The organism is Raineya orbicola (genome assembly GCF_002843425.1).
GTDB lineage: Bacteria > Bacteroidota > Bacteroidia > Cytophagales > Thermonemataceae > Raineya > Raineya orbicola.
The window spans coordinates 44,594-61,134 of record NZ_NKXO01000022.1 but is presented as its reverse complement, the minus strand read 5'-3'; the positions used below and the strand labels follow the sequence as shown (position 1 = coordinate 61,134).

At 38.8% G+C, this 16,541-nt stretch carries 16 protein-coding genes and 1 other RNA gene; 6 read left to right on the top strand and 11 right to left on the bottom strand.

Annotated features, from left to right (window positions below):
* Positions 1–234 precede the first annotated feature (234 nt).
* Positions 235–1,335 (top strand): CaiB/BaiF CoA transferase family protein, encoded by a 1,101-nt coding sequence (locus Rain11_RS08060; RefSeq protein ID WP_133121540.1) that lies wholly within the window; start codon positions 235–237, stop codon positions 1,333–1,335.
* A gap of 101 nt (positions 1,336–1,436) precedes the next feature.
* Positions 1,437–3,647 (top strand): catalase/peroxidase HPI, encoded by a 2,211-nt coding sequence (katG, locus tag Rain11_RS08055; RefSeq protein ID WP_101358842.1) that lies wholly within the window; start codon positions 1,437–1,439, stop codon positions 3,645–3,647.
* Between the two features lie 23 nt (positions 3,648–3,670).
* Here katG and Rain11_RS08050 read toward each other — a convergent pair whose 3' ends face one another.
* From Rain11_RS08050 to phhA, 4 genes are all read right to left on the bottom strand, one after another.
* Positions 3,671–4,756, bottom strand: a complete 1,086-nt coding sequence (locus Rain11_RS08050) for a hypothetical protein (RefSeq protein WP_101358841.1) — start codon at positions 4,754–4,756, stop codon at positions 3,671–3,673.
* Complete coding sequence (locus Rain11_RS08045) at positions 4,737–5,126, bottom strand: hypothetical protein (RefSeq protein ID WP_101358840.1); 390 nt, start codon at positions 5,124–5,126, stop codon at positions 4,737–4,739. The genes Rain11_RS08050 and Rain11_RS08045 overlap by 20 nt, the downstream gene beginning before the upstream one ends.
* Positions 5,123–6,361 carry a M16 family metallopeptidase gene (locus Rain11_RS08040; protein WP_101358839.1) on the bottom strand — a complete coding sequence of 413 codons (1,239 nt, stop codon included), beginning with the start codon at positions 6,359–6,361 and terminating at the stop codon, positions 5,123–5,125. The genes Rain11_RS08045 and Rain11_RS08040 overlap by 4 nt, the downstream gene beginning before the upstream one ends.
* A 72-nt stretch (positions 6,362–6,433) precedes the next feature.
* Positions 6,434–7,189 (bottom strand): phenylalanine 4-monooxygenase, encoded by a 756-nt coding sequence (gene phhA, locus Rain11_RS08035; RefSeq protein WP_243390566.1) that lies wholly within the window; start codon positions 7,187–7,189, stop codon positions 6,434–6,436.
* A 114-nt stretch (positions 7,190–7,303) separates the two neighbouring features.
* On the opposite strand from phhA, the gene Rain11_RS08030 reads away from it, so the two are divergent.
* Positions 7,304–8,164, top strand: a complete 861-nt coding sequence (locus Rain11_RS08030; RefSeq protein WP_101358838.1) for an N-acetylglucosamine kinase — start codon at positions 7,304–7,306, stop codon at positions 8,162–8,164.
* On the opposite strand, the gene Rain11_RS08025 is transcribed toward Rain11_RS08030, so the two are convergent.
* The 4 genes from Rain11_RS08025 to Rain11_RS08010 all read right to left on the bottom strand — a co-directional run bounded on the left by Rain11_RS08025 (position 8,149) and on the right by Rain11_RS08010 (position 10,373).
* The gene (locus Rain11_RS08025) at positions 8,149–8,577 is read right to left on the bottom strand and encodes a 6-pyruvoyl trahydropterin synthase family protein (protein WP_101358837.1); all 429 of its coding nucleotides are present in this window, start codon (positions 8,575–8,577) and stop codon (positions 8,149–8,151) included. The two genes, Rain11_RS08030 and Rain11_RS08025, sit on opposite strands and share 16 nt — an antisense overlap.
* 131 nt (positions 8,578–8,708) lie before the next feature.
* Positions 8,709–9,416, bottom strand: coding sequence for a GTP cyclohydrolase I FolE (gene folE / locus Rain11_RS08020; RefSeq protein ID WP_101358836.1), 708 nt, complete (start codon positions 9,414–9,416; stop codon positions 8,709–8,711).
* Entirely contained in the window at positions 9,379–9,786 is a 408-nt protein-coding gene (locus Rain11_RS08015; protein WP_101358835.1) for a 6-pyruvoyl trahydropterin synthase family protein, read from the bottom strand. Before Rain11_RS08015 ends, folE begins: the two co-directional genes overlap by 38 nt.
* 191 nt (positions 9,787–9,977) lie before the next feature.
* A complete protein-coding gene (locus tag Rain11_RS08010) occupies positions 9,978–10,373 on the bottom strand; it encodes a hypothetical protein (RefSeq protein WP_133121539.1) in 396 nt (131 codons plus the stop codon).
* 121 nt (positions 10,374–10,494) lie between these two features.
* On the opposite strand from Rain11_RS08010, the gene Rain11_RS08005 reads away from it, so the two are divergent.
* Complete coding sequence (locus Rain11_RS08005; RefSeq protein WP_101358833.1) at positions 10,495–11,634, top strand: 5-(carboxyamino)imidazole ribonucleotide synthase; 1,140 nt, start codon at positions 10,495–10,497, stop codon at positions 11,632–11,634.
* Here the strand turns inward: Rain11_RS08005 and Rain11_RS08000 are convergent.
* The 3 genes from Rain11_RS08000 to ssrA form a co-directional block, all read right to left on the bottom strand.
* Positions 11,615–12,985, bottom strand: a complete 1,371-nt coding sequence (locus Rain11_RS08000; RefSeq protein ID WP_101358832.1) for a C1 family peptidase — start codon at positions 12,983–12,985, stop codon at positions 11,615–11,617. The genes Rain11_RS08005 and Rain11_RS08000 overlap by 20 nt on opposite strands.
* A gap of 154 nt (positions 12,986–13,139) precedes the next feature.
* Positions 13,140–13,814 (bottom strand): tRNA pseudouridine(55) synthase TruB, encoded by a 675-nt coding sequence (gene truB / locus Rain11_RS07995; protein WP_243390565.1) that lies wholly within the window; start codon positions 13,812–13,814, stop codon positions 13,140–13,142.
* 49 nt (positions 13,815–13,863) lie between these two features.
* Positions 13,864–14,232: a transfer-messenger RNA gene (ssrA, locus tag Rain11_RS07990) on the bottom strand.
* Positions 14,233–14,353: 121 nt separating this feature from the next.
* Between ssrA and Rain11_RS07985 the strand changes: the two genes are divergently transcribed.
* The gene (locus Rain11_RS07985) at positions 14,354–15,640 is read left to right on the top strand and encodes a NupC/NupG family nucleoside CNT transporter (protein WP_101358830.1); all 1,287 of its coding nucleotides are present in this window, start codon (positions 14,354–14,356) and stop codon (positions 15,638–15,640) included.
* Positions 15,641–15,668: 28 nt separating this feature from the next.
* The gene (rfbA, locus tag Rain11_RS07980) at positions 15,669–16,541 is read left to right on the top strand and encodes a glucose-1-phosphate thymidylyltransferase RfbA (protein WP_101358829.1); all 873 of its coding nucleotides are present in this window, start codon (positions 15,669–15,671) and stop codon (positions 16,539–16,541) included.

Sequence of the window (16,541 nt, the reverse complement as noted above, 5' to 3'; positions counted from 1 at the left end):
AGAGGTAATTGACTCATATGATTAAATATTTAAAAAGTACAACTCAAAGTTAATCATTTTTTCAATTACCCTAAGTTTTTTTATTTAAATCCCTTGAAAACAATAAGTTAGACTTATAATTCACGTTAATTTGCATAATTTTGGGATTTTTGAGCAAGTAAGAAAAGGTTTTTACAAGAAAAATCCAAAGTTTTGAGGCTAAAACTTTATTTTTATCCCCTAAAAATTAAAAAAATGCTTTTATTGGAAAATTGTAAAGTGATTGAACTGGCTTCGGTACTCGCAGGACCCAGCGTGGGGCAATTTTTGGCAGAATTAGGAGCTGAAGTTATCAAGGTAGAAAACCCTGCCACGCAAGGAGATGTTACTCGTTCTTGGCAAATAAAAGGTGAGCAAGTGCAAAATGGTATTTCGGCGTATTTTGCTTCGGTGAATTGGGGCAAAACCAGCGTATTTTGGAATTTACAAAACCCCTCTGACTTTAATCAGTTATACGATTTGGTAAAACAAGCAGATATTGTAATTGCAAGCTATAAGCCCGGCGATGCCGAAAAGTTAAAGGTTTCTTATACCGATTTGCAAAAAATAAATCCTGCAATTATTTACGGACATATTACAGGTTATGGCAATGCCTATGATAAAGTAGGCTATGATGCCATAATTCAGGCGGAGGCGGGTTTTATGTATATGAATGGCGAACCCGATAGCCCCCCTACCAAAATGCCTGTAGCCCTAATTGATGTACTTGCGGGTCATCAGCTTAAACAAGGAATTTTGCTCGCTCTTTTACAGCGTGAGCGTACAGGTAGAGGAAGCTATGTGGAAGTAAGTTTATTTGACTCGGCAGTTTCGGCACTGGTCAATCAGGCAAGTAATTGGCTTAATGCAGGGCATATTCCTCAAAGAATGGGCAGTCAGCACCCTAATATTGTGCCGTATGGCACTATTTTTACTACCCAAGACCAAAAACTTATCACACTTGCAGTGGGGACAGATAAACAATTTGCCCAACTTTGTAGCATTTTAGGAATTCCTGAAATGGCTGAAAATGAAAATTTTGCCACTAACGCCCAACGGGTAAAAAATGCAGAAAAACTGCTTCCTATTCTGCAAGAAAAAATCGCCGAATGGCAAAAAGAAAAACTATTAGATGCTTTGCACAAAGCCAAAATTCCCGCAGGTGGCGTGAATACTTTGCCTGAAACTTTTGCTTTGCCTTTTTCGCAAGAACTGCTTTTTGAAAGCAATGGCTATAAAGGCATAAGGCAATGGATAGGGAAAATCAATGGAAACAGAGGAAAAGAACTACAAAAATTACCAACAATTCATCTATGAATTCTGTAATTGATATAATTTTTTTCTATAACTTTTATAGAAACTATCGTTTTGCTTAATAATTTTTTTTACGCAACTTTGTCAAAAAAACAACGAAGTTTATGGAACATCTATCAAATGGTAACGGAAAATGTCCCTTTACAGGCTTATCTTTGAAAAATGGGGCAACTTTTGGTGGTACTAAAAACCAAGATTGGTGGCCCAACCGCCTAAGGTTGGATATGCTAAGACAACATTCGGAGCTAACTAATCCTATGGATAAAGATTTTGACTATCGCAAAGCCTTTCTTTCTTTGGATTACGATGCTCTGAAAAAAGACTTACACGCCCTAATGACCGACTCGCAAGATTGGTGGCCCGCTGATTTTGGACATTACGGACCTTTCTTTATTCGTATGGCTTGGCACGCCGCGGGTACTTATCGTATCGGCGACGGCAGAGGAGGGGCTGGCAAAGGTTTGCAACGCTTCGCACCGCTCAATAGCTGGCCTGATAACGCAAACCTGGACAAAGCTCGCCGTTTGCTTTGGCCTATCAAGCAAAAATATGGCAACAAAATCTCTTGGGCAGATTTGATGATTCTTGCAGGAAACGTAGCTCTTGAATCTATGGGCTTCAAAACTTTTGGCTTTTCAGGAGGACGCGAAGACGTGTGGGAGCCTGATGAGAGCATCTATTGGGGTGCAGAAACCGAATGGCTTGCTGATAATACCCGTTATTTTGGCAATAGAGAACTGGATAATCCTCTTGCCGCCGTGCAAATGGGTTTAATTTACGTAAATCCCGAAGGACCCAATGCCAACCCTGACCCCATTGCCGCCGCCAAAGATATTAGAGAAACTTTTGGTAGAATGGCAATGAACGACGAAGAAACCGTAGCTCTCATTGCAGGCGGGCATACCTTCGGAAAAGCACACGGAGCAGGCGATGCGGCACTTTTGGGCGTAAATCCCGAAGGTGAAGATGTAGAAGCACAAGGTTTCGGTTGGATAAGTAAGTTCGGCTCGGGCAAAGGAGCTGATACCATTACCAGTGGTTTGGAAGTTACTTGGACAAGAACGCCCGCCCAATGGAGCCACGACTATTTCAAGCATCTTTTTGAATATGAGTGGGAACTAACCAAAAGCCCTGCGGGTGCTTGGCAGTGGGTAGCTAAAAATGCAGAAGCAACTATTCCCGATGCTCATATACCCGGCAAATTCCATAAACCTACAATGCTCACTACTGACCTTTCTTTGCGTTTTGACCCTATTTACGAAAAAATTTCTCGCCGTTTCTACGAAAATCCCAATGAATTTGCCGATGCTTTTGCTCGTGCTTGGTACAAGCTCACGCATCGTGATATGGGTCCTAAAACTCGCTACATTGGCAAAGAAGTGCCTGCTGAAGAACTCATTTGGCAAGACCCTATCCCTGCTTGCAATCACAAACTTGTAGATGCCAACGATATTGCTAATCTTAAAGCTAAAATCCTTAATAGTGGATTGAGCATTTCCGAACTCGTTTCTACGGCTTGGGCTTCGGCTTCTACTTATCGCGATTCTGATAAACGCGGTGGAGCGAATGGAGCTCGTATTCGTCTTGCCCCTCAAAAATATTGGCAAGTAAATAATCCTCAGCAATTAAGTAAAGTGTTGGAAGTTTTAGAAAAAATCCAAAAAGAATTTAACGAAAGCCAAACCGATGGTAAAAAGATTTCTCTTGCCGACCTAATTGTGCTTGGAGGCTGTGCCGCTGTGGAAAAAGCCGTTCAAAAGGCTGGTTACAATATTGAAGTACCTTTCACCCCTGGTCGTATGGATGCAAGCCAAGAGCAAACTGATGTAGAATCATTTGCCGTGCTTGAACCTTACGCCGATGGTTTCAGAAATTATATCAAGGGCAAATCTGCTGTTCCCGCAGAACACCTGCTCGTAGATAAAGCTCAACTGCTCACACTTACCGCTCCTGAAATGACTGTTCTTGTGGGTGGCTTGCGTGTGCTAAAAGCTAACTACGATGGCTCGGATTATGGCGTATTTACCAAAAATCCTGAAACACTCACCAATGATTTCTTTGTAAATCTGCTGGATATGAGTACCGAGTGGAAAGCCACTGACGAACATAAATACACTTTTGTAGGCAAAGACCGCAAAACAGGTGAAACCAAATGGAAAGCTACTCGGGTAGATTTAATCTTTGGCTCAAACTCCGAATTGCGTGCTTTGGCAGAAGTGTATGCTTGCAACGATAACAAAGAAAAATTTGTGAGAGATTTCGTAAAAGTTTGGAACAAAGTAATGAACCTTGATAGGTTTGATTTGCATAAATAAGCTATCACCCAACTTCCCGAAAATCAATTTTCGGGAAGTTTTTTTATTTCTAAAAACCAAATTACATACACCAAAAACCAATAGGAAGGGAAACCTCCTACATTCATCAGAATAAAAGTAAATGTGTGAAAAAGCACTCCTCCAAGCAGAATAGGAACTTTCAGAGAAGGAAAGAACAAAATCAGAGCAAAAGAAAGTTGCCACAATACAGCAAGCATACTCAAAGAAGTACACAAAATCGGATATTGAGCTATCCATAGCCCCAAAGGAGTGGGGTGAGAAAATAAGTGTGTTTGCATTGTTTCAGGCATAAACCATTGCCAACCTGAAATAAGTAATTTTTCCAAAGCAACTTGCAAATATACCGATGCCACCACTACTTGCATAAGTCTTAAAGCCCAAGCATTTACAAAATCTCCTTTTTTCACTTTTTCTGCCTCTCGCAAAAGAAAGCCGAACAAAACGCTTACATACGTCCAAGTAGCGTAGGTATGGTCTAATTTGCCAAAACCATATAAAAAAGATTGAAAAACGATAATTTGAATGCTTGTTAAAAACCAAAAAATATAGCCATACTTTGGTAAAAAGCTCAATAAACTCAAAGCATACAACAAAGCAAAAACATAGAAGATAATTTCTTGCGAAGGAAAGGGCAAATATCTGAAAAGTAAGTGAGGTTCATAAAAAACACTTGCCTGCGAAAGCCGAAGCAAACTTTTATACCAAGTCATACTTTCGTAGAGCCAACCTAAAAGCAAAAAAATCTGTAAAAATTTTACTCTATGATATGTAGTATTTGTTTGCCAAAATTTTTCATAAAAACCTTTTATTTTCGCCCAAAAGTATATTCCTATGGCTATCCAACTGATAGCCACTACACGCCATAAAACCTGTTCGCTTTTTTGCAGGAAAAAATCTACGGAAAAGCGATATTTTTCAGTAAAAAAACGAGGATATAGAGTTTCTACTACACCTGCCCAAATGCTTTCTTTACCCTGATAGAGAGCAATAATTTCGTTGCGAAAATAACCATAAAAAATAGCTACCGCTACAATTTCTATGAGAAATACTGCCACAAGCAATTTCCATTTAGGGCTTACATTCGGCATACGTAGCTATTCGTTTTTTTTCTTTTGTTCCATTTAAGAGAGTAATTTGGTAAAGTTGCCAAGTTTGAGGTAAATTATCGGGGTAGAGCTTTCGGTGTGTGAGGCAAATTTTTTCCCAAAACTCATTCATTCGGTTTTGGTAGTAATATTTACGAACAAGATAATGAAAAACACCTTCATCAATACCCCAAAGGTAGGTATTGAATTTACGAAGTTTGCCATTTTCAAGGGTATAAATTTCAAAGAATTCTTGCCTGACAGAATGTACAGGTTCAGCAAACATTCCAAAACGCAAAAAAGGGAAAATATCCGTAAGCAACAAAAACGGAAGCCACACAAGCAGAAGTGTTATGAAAATGACTTTTTTCATTCACCTTCGGGCAAATAGGTAAGCGTAGAAAACTGGCTTTCATCAAAAATTTCGTTGGCGACTTCCCAAATATCTTCGGCGGAAATTGCTTCTATTTTTTTGAAAATCTCTTGCAAACTTTCAATTTTTCTTGTATCCAAAAGGCTTTTGCCAAGCACCAGCATCAGGTTCATAAAATTTTCTTCGGCAAGGGCAATTTGCCCCATAAGTTGCTGTTTGGCGGTATGCAGTTGTAAGTGGCTTAATTTCTGCTCTTTGAGTTTTCGGATTTCCTTGTAAATGAGCGTTTGAGCTTTGGCAAGGTTTTTCAGGTCGGTAGCGAAATAAATGCCCCATTCGCCTGTATCGGTGTAGGGAATGTAAGAGGCTTCAATACCATATACCAAGCCGTTTTTTTCTCGCAAAGCCATATTAAGGCGTGTATTCATAGAAGGACCGCCCAGAATGTTATTGAGCATAAAAAAAGGCACTCTTTTTTTGTCGTTGAGCGAATATGCCGTACAGCCGATAGCGTGATGTGCTTGCGAAATAGGCTTGTAAATGGTTTTCTGCGAAGGCTTGTAATGCTTGAAATGCACTCTCTTGTGAGTGGCTTTGAGCGTAGGAATTGCTTTTAGATATTTTTCGGCTATGGCAAGTGCTTTATTAAAAGGCAAATTACTGATAGAAGAAAGCACTATTTTAGAGGTATCGGCATTGCTACGGAAAAACTCCTCAAAATCTTGCTTGTGGAAATGAGCAACGGTTTCAGGTTCGCCTAAAATATTGTGTCCCAAGGGGTGAGAGCCAAAAAGAATAGCATCAAAATCATCTTGCAAAGACTCATCAGGAGAATCTTTGTACATAGCGATTTCTTCTAAAATCACGCCACGCTCTACTTCAATTTGCCTTTCGGGAAAAATAGAGTTAAAAGTAATATCTGTCAGCAAATTGATTGCCTTTTCGTAATGTTTATCAAGGGAGGCGGCGTAAAAGCAGATTTTTTCTTTGGTGGTATAGGCATTTAGTTCGCCGCCTACGTTTTCCAGTGTATTGATTATTTGCCTTGCAGAGCGTCTGCGTGTGCCTTTGAAAGCCAAATGCTCCCAAAAATGAGCCAAACCTGCTTGTTTGGCTGTTTCATTACGGCTACCGACATCTAAAACAAAGCCTACGTAACTGGCTCGGATATAAGGCACTTGTTTATGAACGAAGCGAATACCATTCGCAAACTCAAAGACCTGACAATTCTCCATTGATTTGCATTCTTTCTGCAAATATACAACGGAAAATCCGAAGGTGCAAAACTTTGCCTGCAAGGCTAATGTTTAGGAAATCACTACTTCCCAGTTTTCGGCAACAGCTTTCCCTACCAAACGAGCTATCTCAGGCACCGATGAATACAATTGCTCAAAAGAATCTATCACGAAGTATTTGGACTGATAGCGGTCTTTGATGTAGGGAGTGTCTAAAATTTCGGCAACATTAAATGGAACACGTTGCGGTATATCGCTAAATAAGGAATAATCCGATTCGCCGCTTGATGAAAGAATCCCTGCTCCGTAAATTCGCAAACCTTGCGGCTCATTGATAAGACCAAACTCTACGGTGTACCAATACAAGCGAGCAATGAGTTCAATGGCAATTTCACTTTCAATGTATTGCAAGGCGATTTTGCTCAAATCTACCAAAAAATTGCATAAGTCTTGGTTGGTAAGCAGTGGCACGTGCCCAAATACGTCGTGAAACATATCAGGCTCTTGAAGGTAATCTAATTGGCTTTTTTTGCGTAACCAAGTGGTAGCACAAAAATTGCCGTCCTTCATCAGTTCGAAAAATTCTTTATTGGGCAGAAGCCCAGGTACTACATAAATTCGCCAGCCTGTGTACTTTTTGAGCCGTTCATTTACTTCATCAAAGTTGGGGATACGGTCTGCTACAAAGCCTACACGCTCTATGCCGTCTAAATATTCTTGGGTAGCTTTGCCCGGCAAGTTTTTCATTTGCCTTTCAAAAAGGATTTTCCACACCTCAAAATCTTCTTCGGTGTATTTTTCGTATTCCTGACGCATTTTGGGAAGCATACTTGTATAAAATTTTAATGATGAACGTTGTTTCGGAACTACAAATATACTATTTTCACGGAAAAATACAAATTTTTCAGGTAAAAAACCTACTGATTTTTATCATAACGTACAATGATTTATCTTATTGCCGATAGTGGCTCATCTAAAACCGATTGGGCGATATTGAGCCAAAACCAACTTCAAGAGCAATTTCAAAGCATAGGTATCAATCCTTATTTTTGGACAGCCGAGCAAATCATTGAAGAAATTTGGGCAAATGTAGCCCCACACGTAAGCGAGCAAGAGGTTGCTAAAATATTTTTTTATGGGGCAGGTTGTTCTACTGATGAAAAAAAACAAATTTTAAATTTCGCTTTGCATAAAGTTTTTCCAAATGCTCAAATAGTTGTAGAACACGACCTTTTGGCGGCGGCAAGGGCTTTATGCGGCAGAAATGCAGGGATTGCTTGCATTTTAGGCACAGGCTCAAATGCTTGTGTCTTTGATGGTTTTCAGATTACAGCTCAACCAATCAATTTAGGCTTTTGGCTCGGTGATGAAGGTAGCGGAGGATATATCGGTAAAAAACTTCTCAAAGCCTTCTTGCACCAAGAAATGCCCGCCGATTTATATCAAAAATTGAAACAAACCTACTTAATAGATGTGGCAGATATATTAGAAAATGCTTATCAAAAACCTTTTCCCAATCGTTATTTTGCTTCTTTTGCTCCTTTTGCTCTACAAAATGCCAAACACCCTTTTATAGAAAACTTACTCTACAAAGGTTTTGAGGAGTTTCTCATAAAATACGTAGGCAAATTGCCCCAAGTAGAGCAATTACCTATCCACTTTGTAGGTTCTATTGCGGTTGTATTTGAGCATTTATTGCAAGAATGTCTGCAAAAGCGAGGTTGGAAACTCGGCAGAATTCTCAAAAGCCCTATGGAAGGCTTAATAAATTATCATTTTTCCAATGGCTACCATTCGCCGTAATATTCCACGAAATTATTTTGTGTTTCAAACAAGCGAATGCAGTGCAAACGGGCGTGCGGGTCGTAGGCAATATCTGCAATTTTGGGGGCAAGAATTTCCCAAATAGCAACTACCAAATTTTCGCAACTGGGAATTTTTCCCTGCATAAAATCTACTTCCAAGTTAATATTTTTGTGGTCTAATTTTTCAATAACTTCACTATGGATAAGTTTAGAGAGCTTTTTGAGGTCAATAACGCAACCTGTATCCTCATCAGGAGTGCCTTTTACAATCACAATAAGCTCAAAATTATGTCCGTGGTAATGTTCATTGGCACAAATACCAAAGACCTCCTCGTTTTTTTCCTTGCTCCAAGAAGGATTGAAAAGCCTGTGAGCGGCGTTGAAATGTTCTTTTCTACAAACAAATACCATTTTTGCAAGTTTTGTGGTGAAACAAAACTTTTGCGTACAGGTTAGTGCTTGCAAACTGAAACGCAAAAGCGGTGCAAAGATACGAATAATTTTATGGAAAAGCAAAACCCCTGAAAAATCAGGGGTTAAGATTAAATGCCATATTCCGTAGAAAGTGAGAGGTATTTCAGAAATTCATTTTTAGTAGCCTCTTCCCTGAATTTTCCTTCGTAAAAAGCAGTAATAGTTGAACTACAAACATCTTGAACCCCTCTTGAAGAAACGCACAGGTGCTTGGCATCAACAACTATGGCAACATCTTCGGTTTGCAGAACTTCTTGCAACTCTTTACCAATCTGCATAGTCATACGTTCTTGTACCTGCGGACGGCGGGCGTAATATTGCACTATCCGATTGAGTTTGGAAAGACCTATCACTTGCCCTTTGGAAATGTATGCTACGTGAGCCTTGCCTACAATAGGTACAAAATGATGCTCACAATACGAATACACAATAATATCTTTTTCTACAAGCATTTGATTATACTCATATTTATTTTCAAAAAGCGAAATTTTGGGCTTATTAGCTGGATTAAGACCGCTGAAAATTTCTTTGACATACATTTTAGCAACCCTATGGGGCGTACCTTTCAGACTATCATCTGTAAGGTCTAAACCTAAAATGTGCATAATTTCTCGGAAATGCTTTTCAATGAGTTCAATTTTCAAATCATCGTCTATTTCAAAAGCATCATCACGCAGTGGGGTATCCAGATTGCTTGAAAAATGGTTTTCACCTATTTCTTCTATCATTTGCCAAGCATTAGGCAGGGTATTCAACGAAGTTTCGTTCGGTTTCATACAGCTTAATTTTGAGTTCGTATTGGGAGTTGATTTGTTTTCTTAAAATATTCCAAATAACCACAGCAATATTTTCTGCGGTTGGGTTAAGGTTACGGAATTCATCTATTTCAAGATTTAGGTTTTTGTGGTCAAAACGTTCGGTTACGTGGGTTTTGATAATATCGGAAAGTTCTTTCATATCCATTACGTAGCCTGTTTCAGGGTTGATTTCACCAACTACTTCAACAATTAGCTCGTAGTTGTGTCCGTGAAAATATGGGTTGTTACACTTTCCAAAAACTTTTTGGTTGGTGGTTTCGTCCCAAGCGGGGTTATGCAAGCGATGTGCGGCGTTGAAATGCTCTTTCCGACAAACTTTAATTTTCATTTTTCAAAAAATTCGACAAAAGAATAACAAATTTTTGACCAAAATCTTTCAAAAAGCGTGCTAAAAATTTACTTTTGGTAGCTATTAAACCTGATAAAAAATTTTTTGTTTAACTTTTTGCATAAAAAATCAAACAAAAAGCCTTTCACAAGCTCGGTGAAAGGCTTTTTGTAAGTCAAAAAGATATTTTTTCAATGAATATCCTTACCTGTTAGTTCAAATTCAATTTTATCGGCGGTATGTCCGACCTCTTCCACTATATCTTTGAGAATTACTTCGTTAGTGTGTTCTACCAAAACTTCTGCGGCAAGTTGAATGTAGCCATCAAAAATTACAATTTTAGAGTAAGTAAGGTCTTGGTTCATTTTCAAGAGTTTTTTGTAATCAATACCTTCGTGGTTTTCATCGCAAACTCTTGAAGCAATTTCAAGTACCTTTTTGCCTTCGTGTTCAAGGATATAGGTCGTAATGCCCTGAAACCTGCCATCACTGGTAGGAACGGTTACGATAAGGTTGTTATCCGAATACTCGGTAAAACTGCCGCCGAGTTCATCTGCAATTTTTTGGAGGGTTTTGGCAATATCCATAACATTAGATTTTTTGCGTAATGTAATTTTTTTCTCAAAAACTACCAAACTTTTTTCAGATTTTTTTCAGAAATAGCCTTTCAGTACATAATTTTTATACTTTTGTCCTCAAAAAAAATATATGAATTTACGTATTGGTATATTGGGTGGGGGGCAGTTGGGGCAAATGTTTTTGCAAAATGCTTTTTCTTATCCTTTTGAGGTGCATATTTTAGAAAAAGATGTTTCTGCCTCTTGTGCGAAAGTTACTCCTTTTTTTCATCAGGGGGATATTCGGGATTTTCAGGCGGTCTATGATTTTGGAAAAGAAATGAATATTGTAAGCGTAGAAATTGAAAATGTGAATATTGATGCCTTGAAAGTATTGGAAAAGGAAGGAATTAGAGTTTTTCCTGAACCTCGTGTTTTAGAACTCATTGCCGACAAATGCTTGCAAAAGCAATTTTTCAAAGAAAACCATTTACCCACTGCTGATTTTGTAATTGTAGAAAATCACCAAGATTTGTATAAATATGCAGATTTTCTGCCTGCCTTTCAGAAACTTGCCAAAGGAGGGTACGATGGCAGAGGCGTACAATTGCTTGAAAATGAAAAAGATTTAAATAAGGCTTTTACGGCAAAAAGTCTGTTGGAAAAAAAAGTTTCGGTACAAAAGGAAATTTCAGTAATTGTCGCTCGTAACCACACAGGAATAGCCGTGTATGAGCCTGTTGAAATGGTTTTTGATAAAAAGCTCAACTTAGTGGATTATCTGCTCGCCCCTGCTCGTATAAGCAAACAGAAAGCCCAAGAAGCCCAAGATTTAGCTCATAAAGTAATTGAAAAATTACAAATGACAGGCATTTTGGCAGTAGAAATGTTTTTGGACGAAAACAATAATTTGCTTATCAATGAACTTGCCCCACGCCCTCATAATAGTGGTCATCATACTATTGAAGCGGCCTTTTGCTCTCAATACGACCAACATCTCAGATCCATTTCAGGGCTACCTTTGGGAAATCCGCAGTTGCATACCAGAGCAGGTATGCTCAATATTTTAGGAGAAAAGGGCTACGAAGGAGAAGCTATTTACGAGGGTTTATCGGACATTTTGGCAGTACCAAAGGTATATTTACATCTTTACAACAAAAGGCTTACCAAAGCAGGTAGAAAAATGGGACATTTCACTATTTTGGGTGAAAACTTTGAAGAAATTGAAGAAAAAATAGCCCTGCTCAAACAGAAATTTAAGGTAAAAGGTACTAAGTTTTCTTTGGGATAGCAATGATAATAGGTAATATCGTGCCTTTCAGGGTTTTGGCTCCGAATTTAATTTTTTCAATATCTTGAAAATTGATTTCTTGAAAAGGAATTAGCTTTCCTGCTAAAATTTTTTGCAGGCGTTCAAGCAAGTTTCCTTTTAATGCCGTAAATTGTTCAATGAAAGATTGCCAATGGAGTTTTTCTTTGCTGTAAAGTACGCAAATGTAATCCGTAGCCGATTGTGAAGAGAGCTGTAAATAGTGCTTCTCATCAGGAAGGCTCAAATGCCCAAAAGGAAAAAGCAGGGGCGAACTTGCGAAATCTGTTGGAAAAATTCGTGTCAGATTGCCCCGATTATCTACACTGAAAGCATACAAAAAAACAGGTTCTTGGTTGGCTACCGAAAGTTTGAGCAAAGTACCTGTCTGAAAAATTTGATTGCTTTCGTAAAAACCATCTTTCAGGCGAACAGGAATTTCCTGCCCTATGGCAAGTTGCAATTTGATTTCGCCTGCGATGTGTGTTTTTGGGTCATTATTTTCGTACATTTCGTAAGCCTCAAAGCATACTTTTTCAAGAACTTTGTAGGGTATCCAAATAAATCCTTTATTTGCCCATTTTTCGCCCCAACTATTAACAGCTTCAAAGGCTTGAATTTCATCATTGTAACCTACCAAACATAGGGCGTGTCCATTTTCGTTAAAATCCAAAGTATTGAGTTCTGATTCAGTAGGTTTCCAAAGGCTATCTTTGGTGTGGATAAAACTCTTGAAATAGCAATATAAACCAATAACAACAGGCTTTTTTTGTGATAAGGCTTTCTTGATAGGCAAAATTTTATCTTTGCTGTTTGCCAAAAAAAGCCTTCTGTATTCGCCTATTTTGTAAAATTCTGCTTTGGGATAGTGTTCTGCAAGGATTTTCTGACCACATTTCTGAGAAAACTCTTCAAAAGGCAATGTTCCATATTGTTTGAGTCCTTCTAATGCTATAATCAGTCCTGTACCTTCTTGGCACTTTTTGTCGCTGTAAGATTTGATATGTTCATATACAAAAAAAGGTGAACCCGCTTTGCTCTCTATTTCTTTTTTGTTCCACTCATAATTTTGAGCCAGCATAATAGTTCGGGCATAATAGGCACTTGTCCAAGCGACACAAGTACCATATTCGCCCTGATTGCGAGGGGTAGGACAAAAGTTTTTCAGACTGATACTTTTAGGCAAGTTTTCATCTCCTCGCAGAATATTGTAAGCAGGCAGTACATTTTGGTAGTACAAGGCAGTATCTATTTTGCAACCCATACGATTTTGGGCAGAGAGCAGAAGGGGAAATAAGGTCAGCGTATAAGTAAAAGCACAGAGTATTCTCATTTTTTTGATTTTGTGCCTTCAAGATAGAAAAAATTCTCCAAAGCATAATTTCCCACCAAAAAAAAATGCCATTAAACTGCTCTTATTGATGCAAGTTTTCAACTTTTTAGTTATAGTTAAATATGCTTAACTATAAACGCTGAAAGGCTAATATTTATTCGCCTTTTTTGTTCATTCTGTAATGAGTTTCTAAATCAGAAATTTTCCAAGCATTTTCTAAACGAAATCCCCCTATACGCGTGCGGCAAAGACTTTTTAGATAAGCTCCCACTCCTAAACTTTCACCGATATCTCTTACTAAACTGCGAATATACGTCCCTTTTGAGCAAACTACCCGAAAATCTATTTCAGGGAAATTTTGAAGGTTAGTTATTTCCAATTCGTAAATATGAATTTTTTTGGGTTCAATTTCGGTGGTTTTCCCTTTACGAGCAAGTTCATACAAACGCTTACCATCTTTTTTTACTGCTGAATAGATAGGAGGTACTTGTTCTATTTCGCCCAAAAATTTGGGCAAAATATCCTCTACATCTTGGGCTTTCAGACGGCTTGTATCTTTTTCAGAATCAAACTCTGTTTCTAAATCTATGGAAGGGGTGGTTTTACCCAAAACGAGTGTTCCTGTATATTCTTTTTCTTGGGCTTGGTACAAGGATATTTCTTTCGTTTTTTGACCTGTACAAAGTATGAGCAAACCCGTAGCAAGGGGGTCTAATGTGCCAGCGTGTCCTATTTTAGCAACTTTTAAGAGATATTTTACTTTTTTAAGGGTTTGAAAGGAAGTCCATCCGTAAGGTTTATCTATCAGAATTATTTGATTCTGTTCCATATTTTCTTTTTTCATAAAAAAGCCTCAAATTTGTTATTTTTGAGGCTTTTAGTGGAGATGGAGGGATTTGAACCCTCGTCCAGAGAAGGTTCTCGGTTGTCTTCTACACGCTTAGTGTTGTTTGATTTTCGGAGGCAGGTAGGTACAACACAAACCTATGCCTGCATCTTAGCTACTTGGAGTCTCGTATGTGTATCGTAGCTTACACACACCAGCTCTGCGATTTCGACACCCCTATACGCCACAAAGCAGAGCCAATTGCGGCAGGGGTGCAAGCTACTTATCTATCCAGATTAAGCAGCAAGAGCGAAGTTAGATTCGCCAGTTATTGTTCGGAAGGAGTTTTGACGAGAACACTTCCATTTCTCGGCGTGCTTACACAACCCGGCAACTCAGCCTGTCAAGACCGGTCATCCCCAGATTATGTTCTAAACGCAGAACTATTTTCAGAAAAGAAAAGTTCATTTAAGCTAAAATTTTTTCAAAATTTTTGCATTTGCATTTTCTTGCTTACCTTTGGGCAAACAAAAATCTGCACAATGGAATATCTGCGAGCTATTTTAGGCATTACCATTTTTGTGGGGGTTGCTTGGCTTCTTTCCAAAAATCGTAAAGCAATAGATAAAAAATTAGTGCTTACAGGCATTGTTTTACAGCTAATTATTGGCGTATTAGTGCTTAAAGTATCTTGGTTTGCCGATATTTTCAAAAGTATTGGTGTGGGTTTTACCATTTTTATCAGTTACACACGCGAAGGAACGCAATTTTTGTTTGGAAAATTAGGTTTAATTACCGAGCCGATTGGTTTTGTGTTTGCCTTTCAGGTGCTACCTATCATTGTATTTTTTTCGGCGGTAACGGCGGGGCTTTATTATTTGGGTATTTTGCAAAAAGTAGTGTATGCAATTGCTTGGGTAATGTCTAAAACTATGAGGCTTTCAGGTGCGGAAAGTCTTTCGGCGGCGGGAAATATTTTTTTAGGACAAACAGAAGCCCCATTGCTTGTAAAGCCCTTTGTTGCGAATATGACAAAATCTGAACTCAATTGCCTAATGACAGGCGGAATGGCAACACTTGCGGGCAGTGTGATGGCTTCGTATATCAGTATGCTTGGTGGTGGAAATCCCGAAGTAGAAGCTCAGTTCGCTTCTTATTTTCTTACAGCCTCTATTATGAACGCTCCTGCGGCTTTGGTAATGTCTAAAATCCTTTACCCCGAAACCGAAGAGATTGATACTCGCCTGCAAGTCTCCAAAGAAAGTTTGGGAGTAAATATTATTGATGCCATAGCCACAGGTGCCGCCGATGGCTTAAAACTTGCCTTGAATGTAGGAGGTATGCTTATTGCTTTTATTGCTATTGTAGCTTTGCTCAATGGATTTTTGGGCTGGATTGGTAAAATTACCGATTTAAACTTTTGGGTAGCTACAAGTACAAATGGCGTGTTCAAAGAATTATCTTTGCAATATCTTTTCGGACTGCTTGGGCAACCTGTGGCTTGGCTGATGGGAACAGATTGGGATAAATCTTTGGTAGTGGGCAGTCTTATTGGTCAAAAAACTGCCATTAACGAGTATATCGCCTACGACCAACTTGCTAAATTTAAGCAAATAGAAGGACTTTTAGACACAAAAGCCATCGTCATTGCTACTTTTGCTCTTTGTGGTTTTGCTAATTTCTCCTCTATTGCTATCCAAATTGGTGGTATCGGCGGAATGGCTCCTAATCGTCAGTCAGACATTTCGCGATTAGGTTTGCGAGCTTTGCTGGGAGGTAGTTTGGCAACATTTATGAGTGCTACCATTGCAGGAGCATTGATAGGGTAAATTACATCTAAAAAACAACTTGATTTCTATGAAAGGCATTATTTTAGCAGGAGGTTCAGGGACGCGTTTGCACCCGCTTACACTCGCAATTAGTAAGCAACTTATGCCTGTGTATGATAAGCCAATGATTTACTACCCGCTTTCGGTGCTGATGATGGCAAATATCCGTGAAATACTGATTATTTCCACCCCCCACGATTTGCCTCTTTTTCAGCGACTTTTGGGTAATGGTTCGCAAATCGGTTGTAGTTTTTCTTATGCTGTTCAGGAAGTGCCTAATGGCTTGGCTCAGGCTTTTGTGATAGGTGAAAAATTTATCGGAAACGAAAAAGTAGCTCTTATTTTGGGAGATAATATTTTCTACGGGGCGGGTCTTTCCAAAACTTTACAAAACTGCAATAATCCCGAAGGGGGTATTGTATTTGCCTATCACGTGCAAGACCCCGAAAGATATGGCGTAGTAGAGTTTGATGAAAACAAAAAGGTCATTTCTATTGAAGAAAAACCCAAACAACCCAAATCTAATTTTGCCGTGCCTGGGCTATATTTTTACGATAATTCTGTGATTGAGATTGCTAAAAACCTTCAACCTTCTGCAAGAGGTGAGTACGAAATCACTGATGTGAATAAAGAATACTTACGCAGAGGCAAGCTCAAAGTTGAAATTCTAAATCGTGGAACGGCGTGGCTGGATACGGGAACGTTCGCTTCGCTTATGCAAGCAGGGCAATTTGTGCAGGTAATAGAAGAGCGTCAGGGCTTGAAAATTGGTTGTATTGAGGAAATTGCCTACCGAATGGGTTTTATTGATGAAAATCAATTACGAAAAATTGCAGAACCTCTTACAAAAAGCGGTTATGGGCAGTATTTGCTCAATATTTTACAGCAAAGACTAGTATAA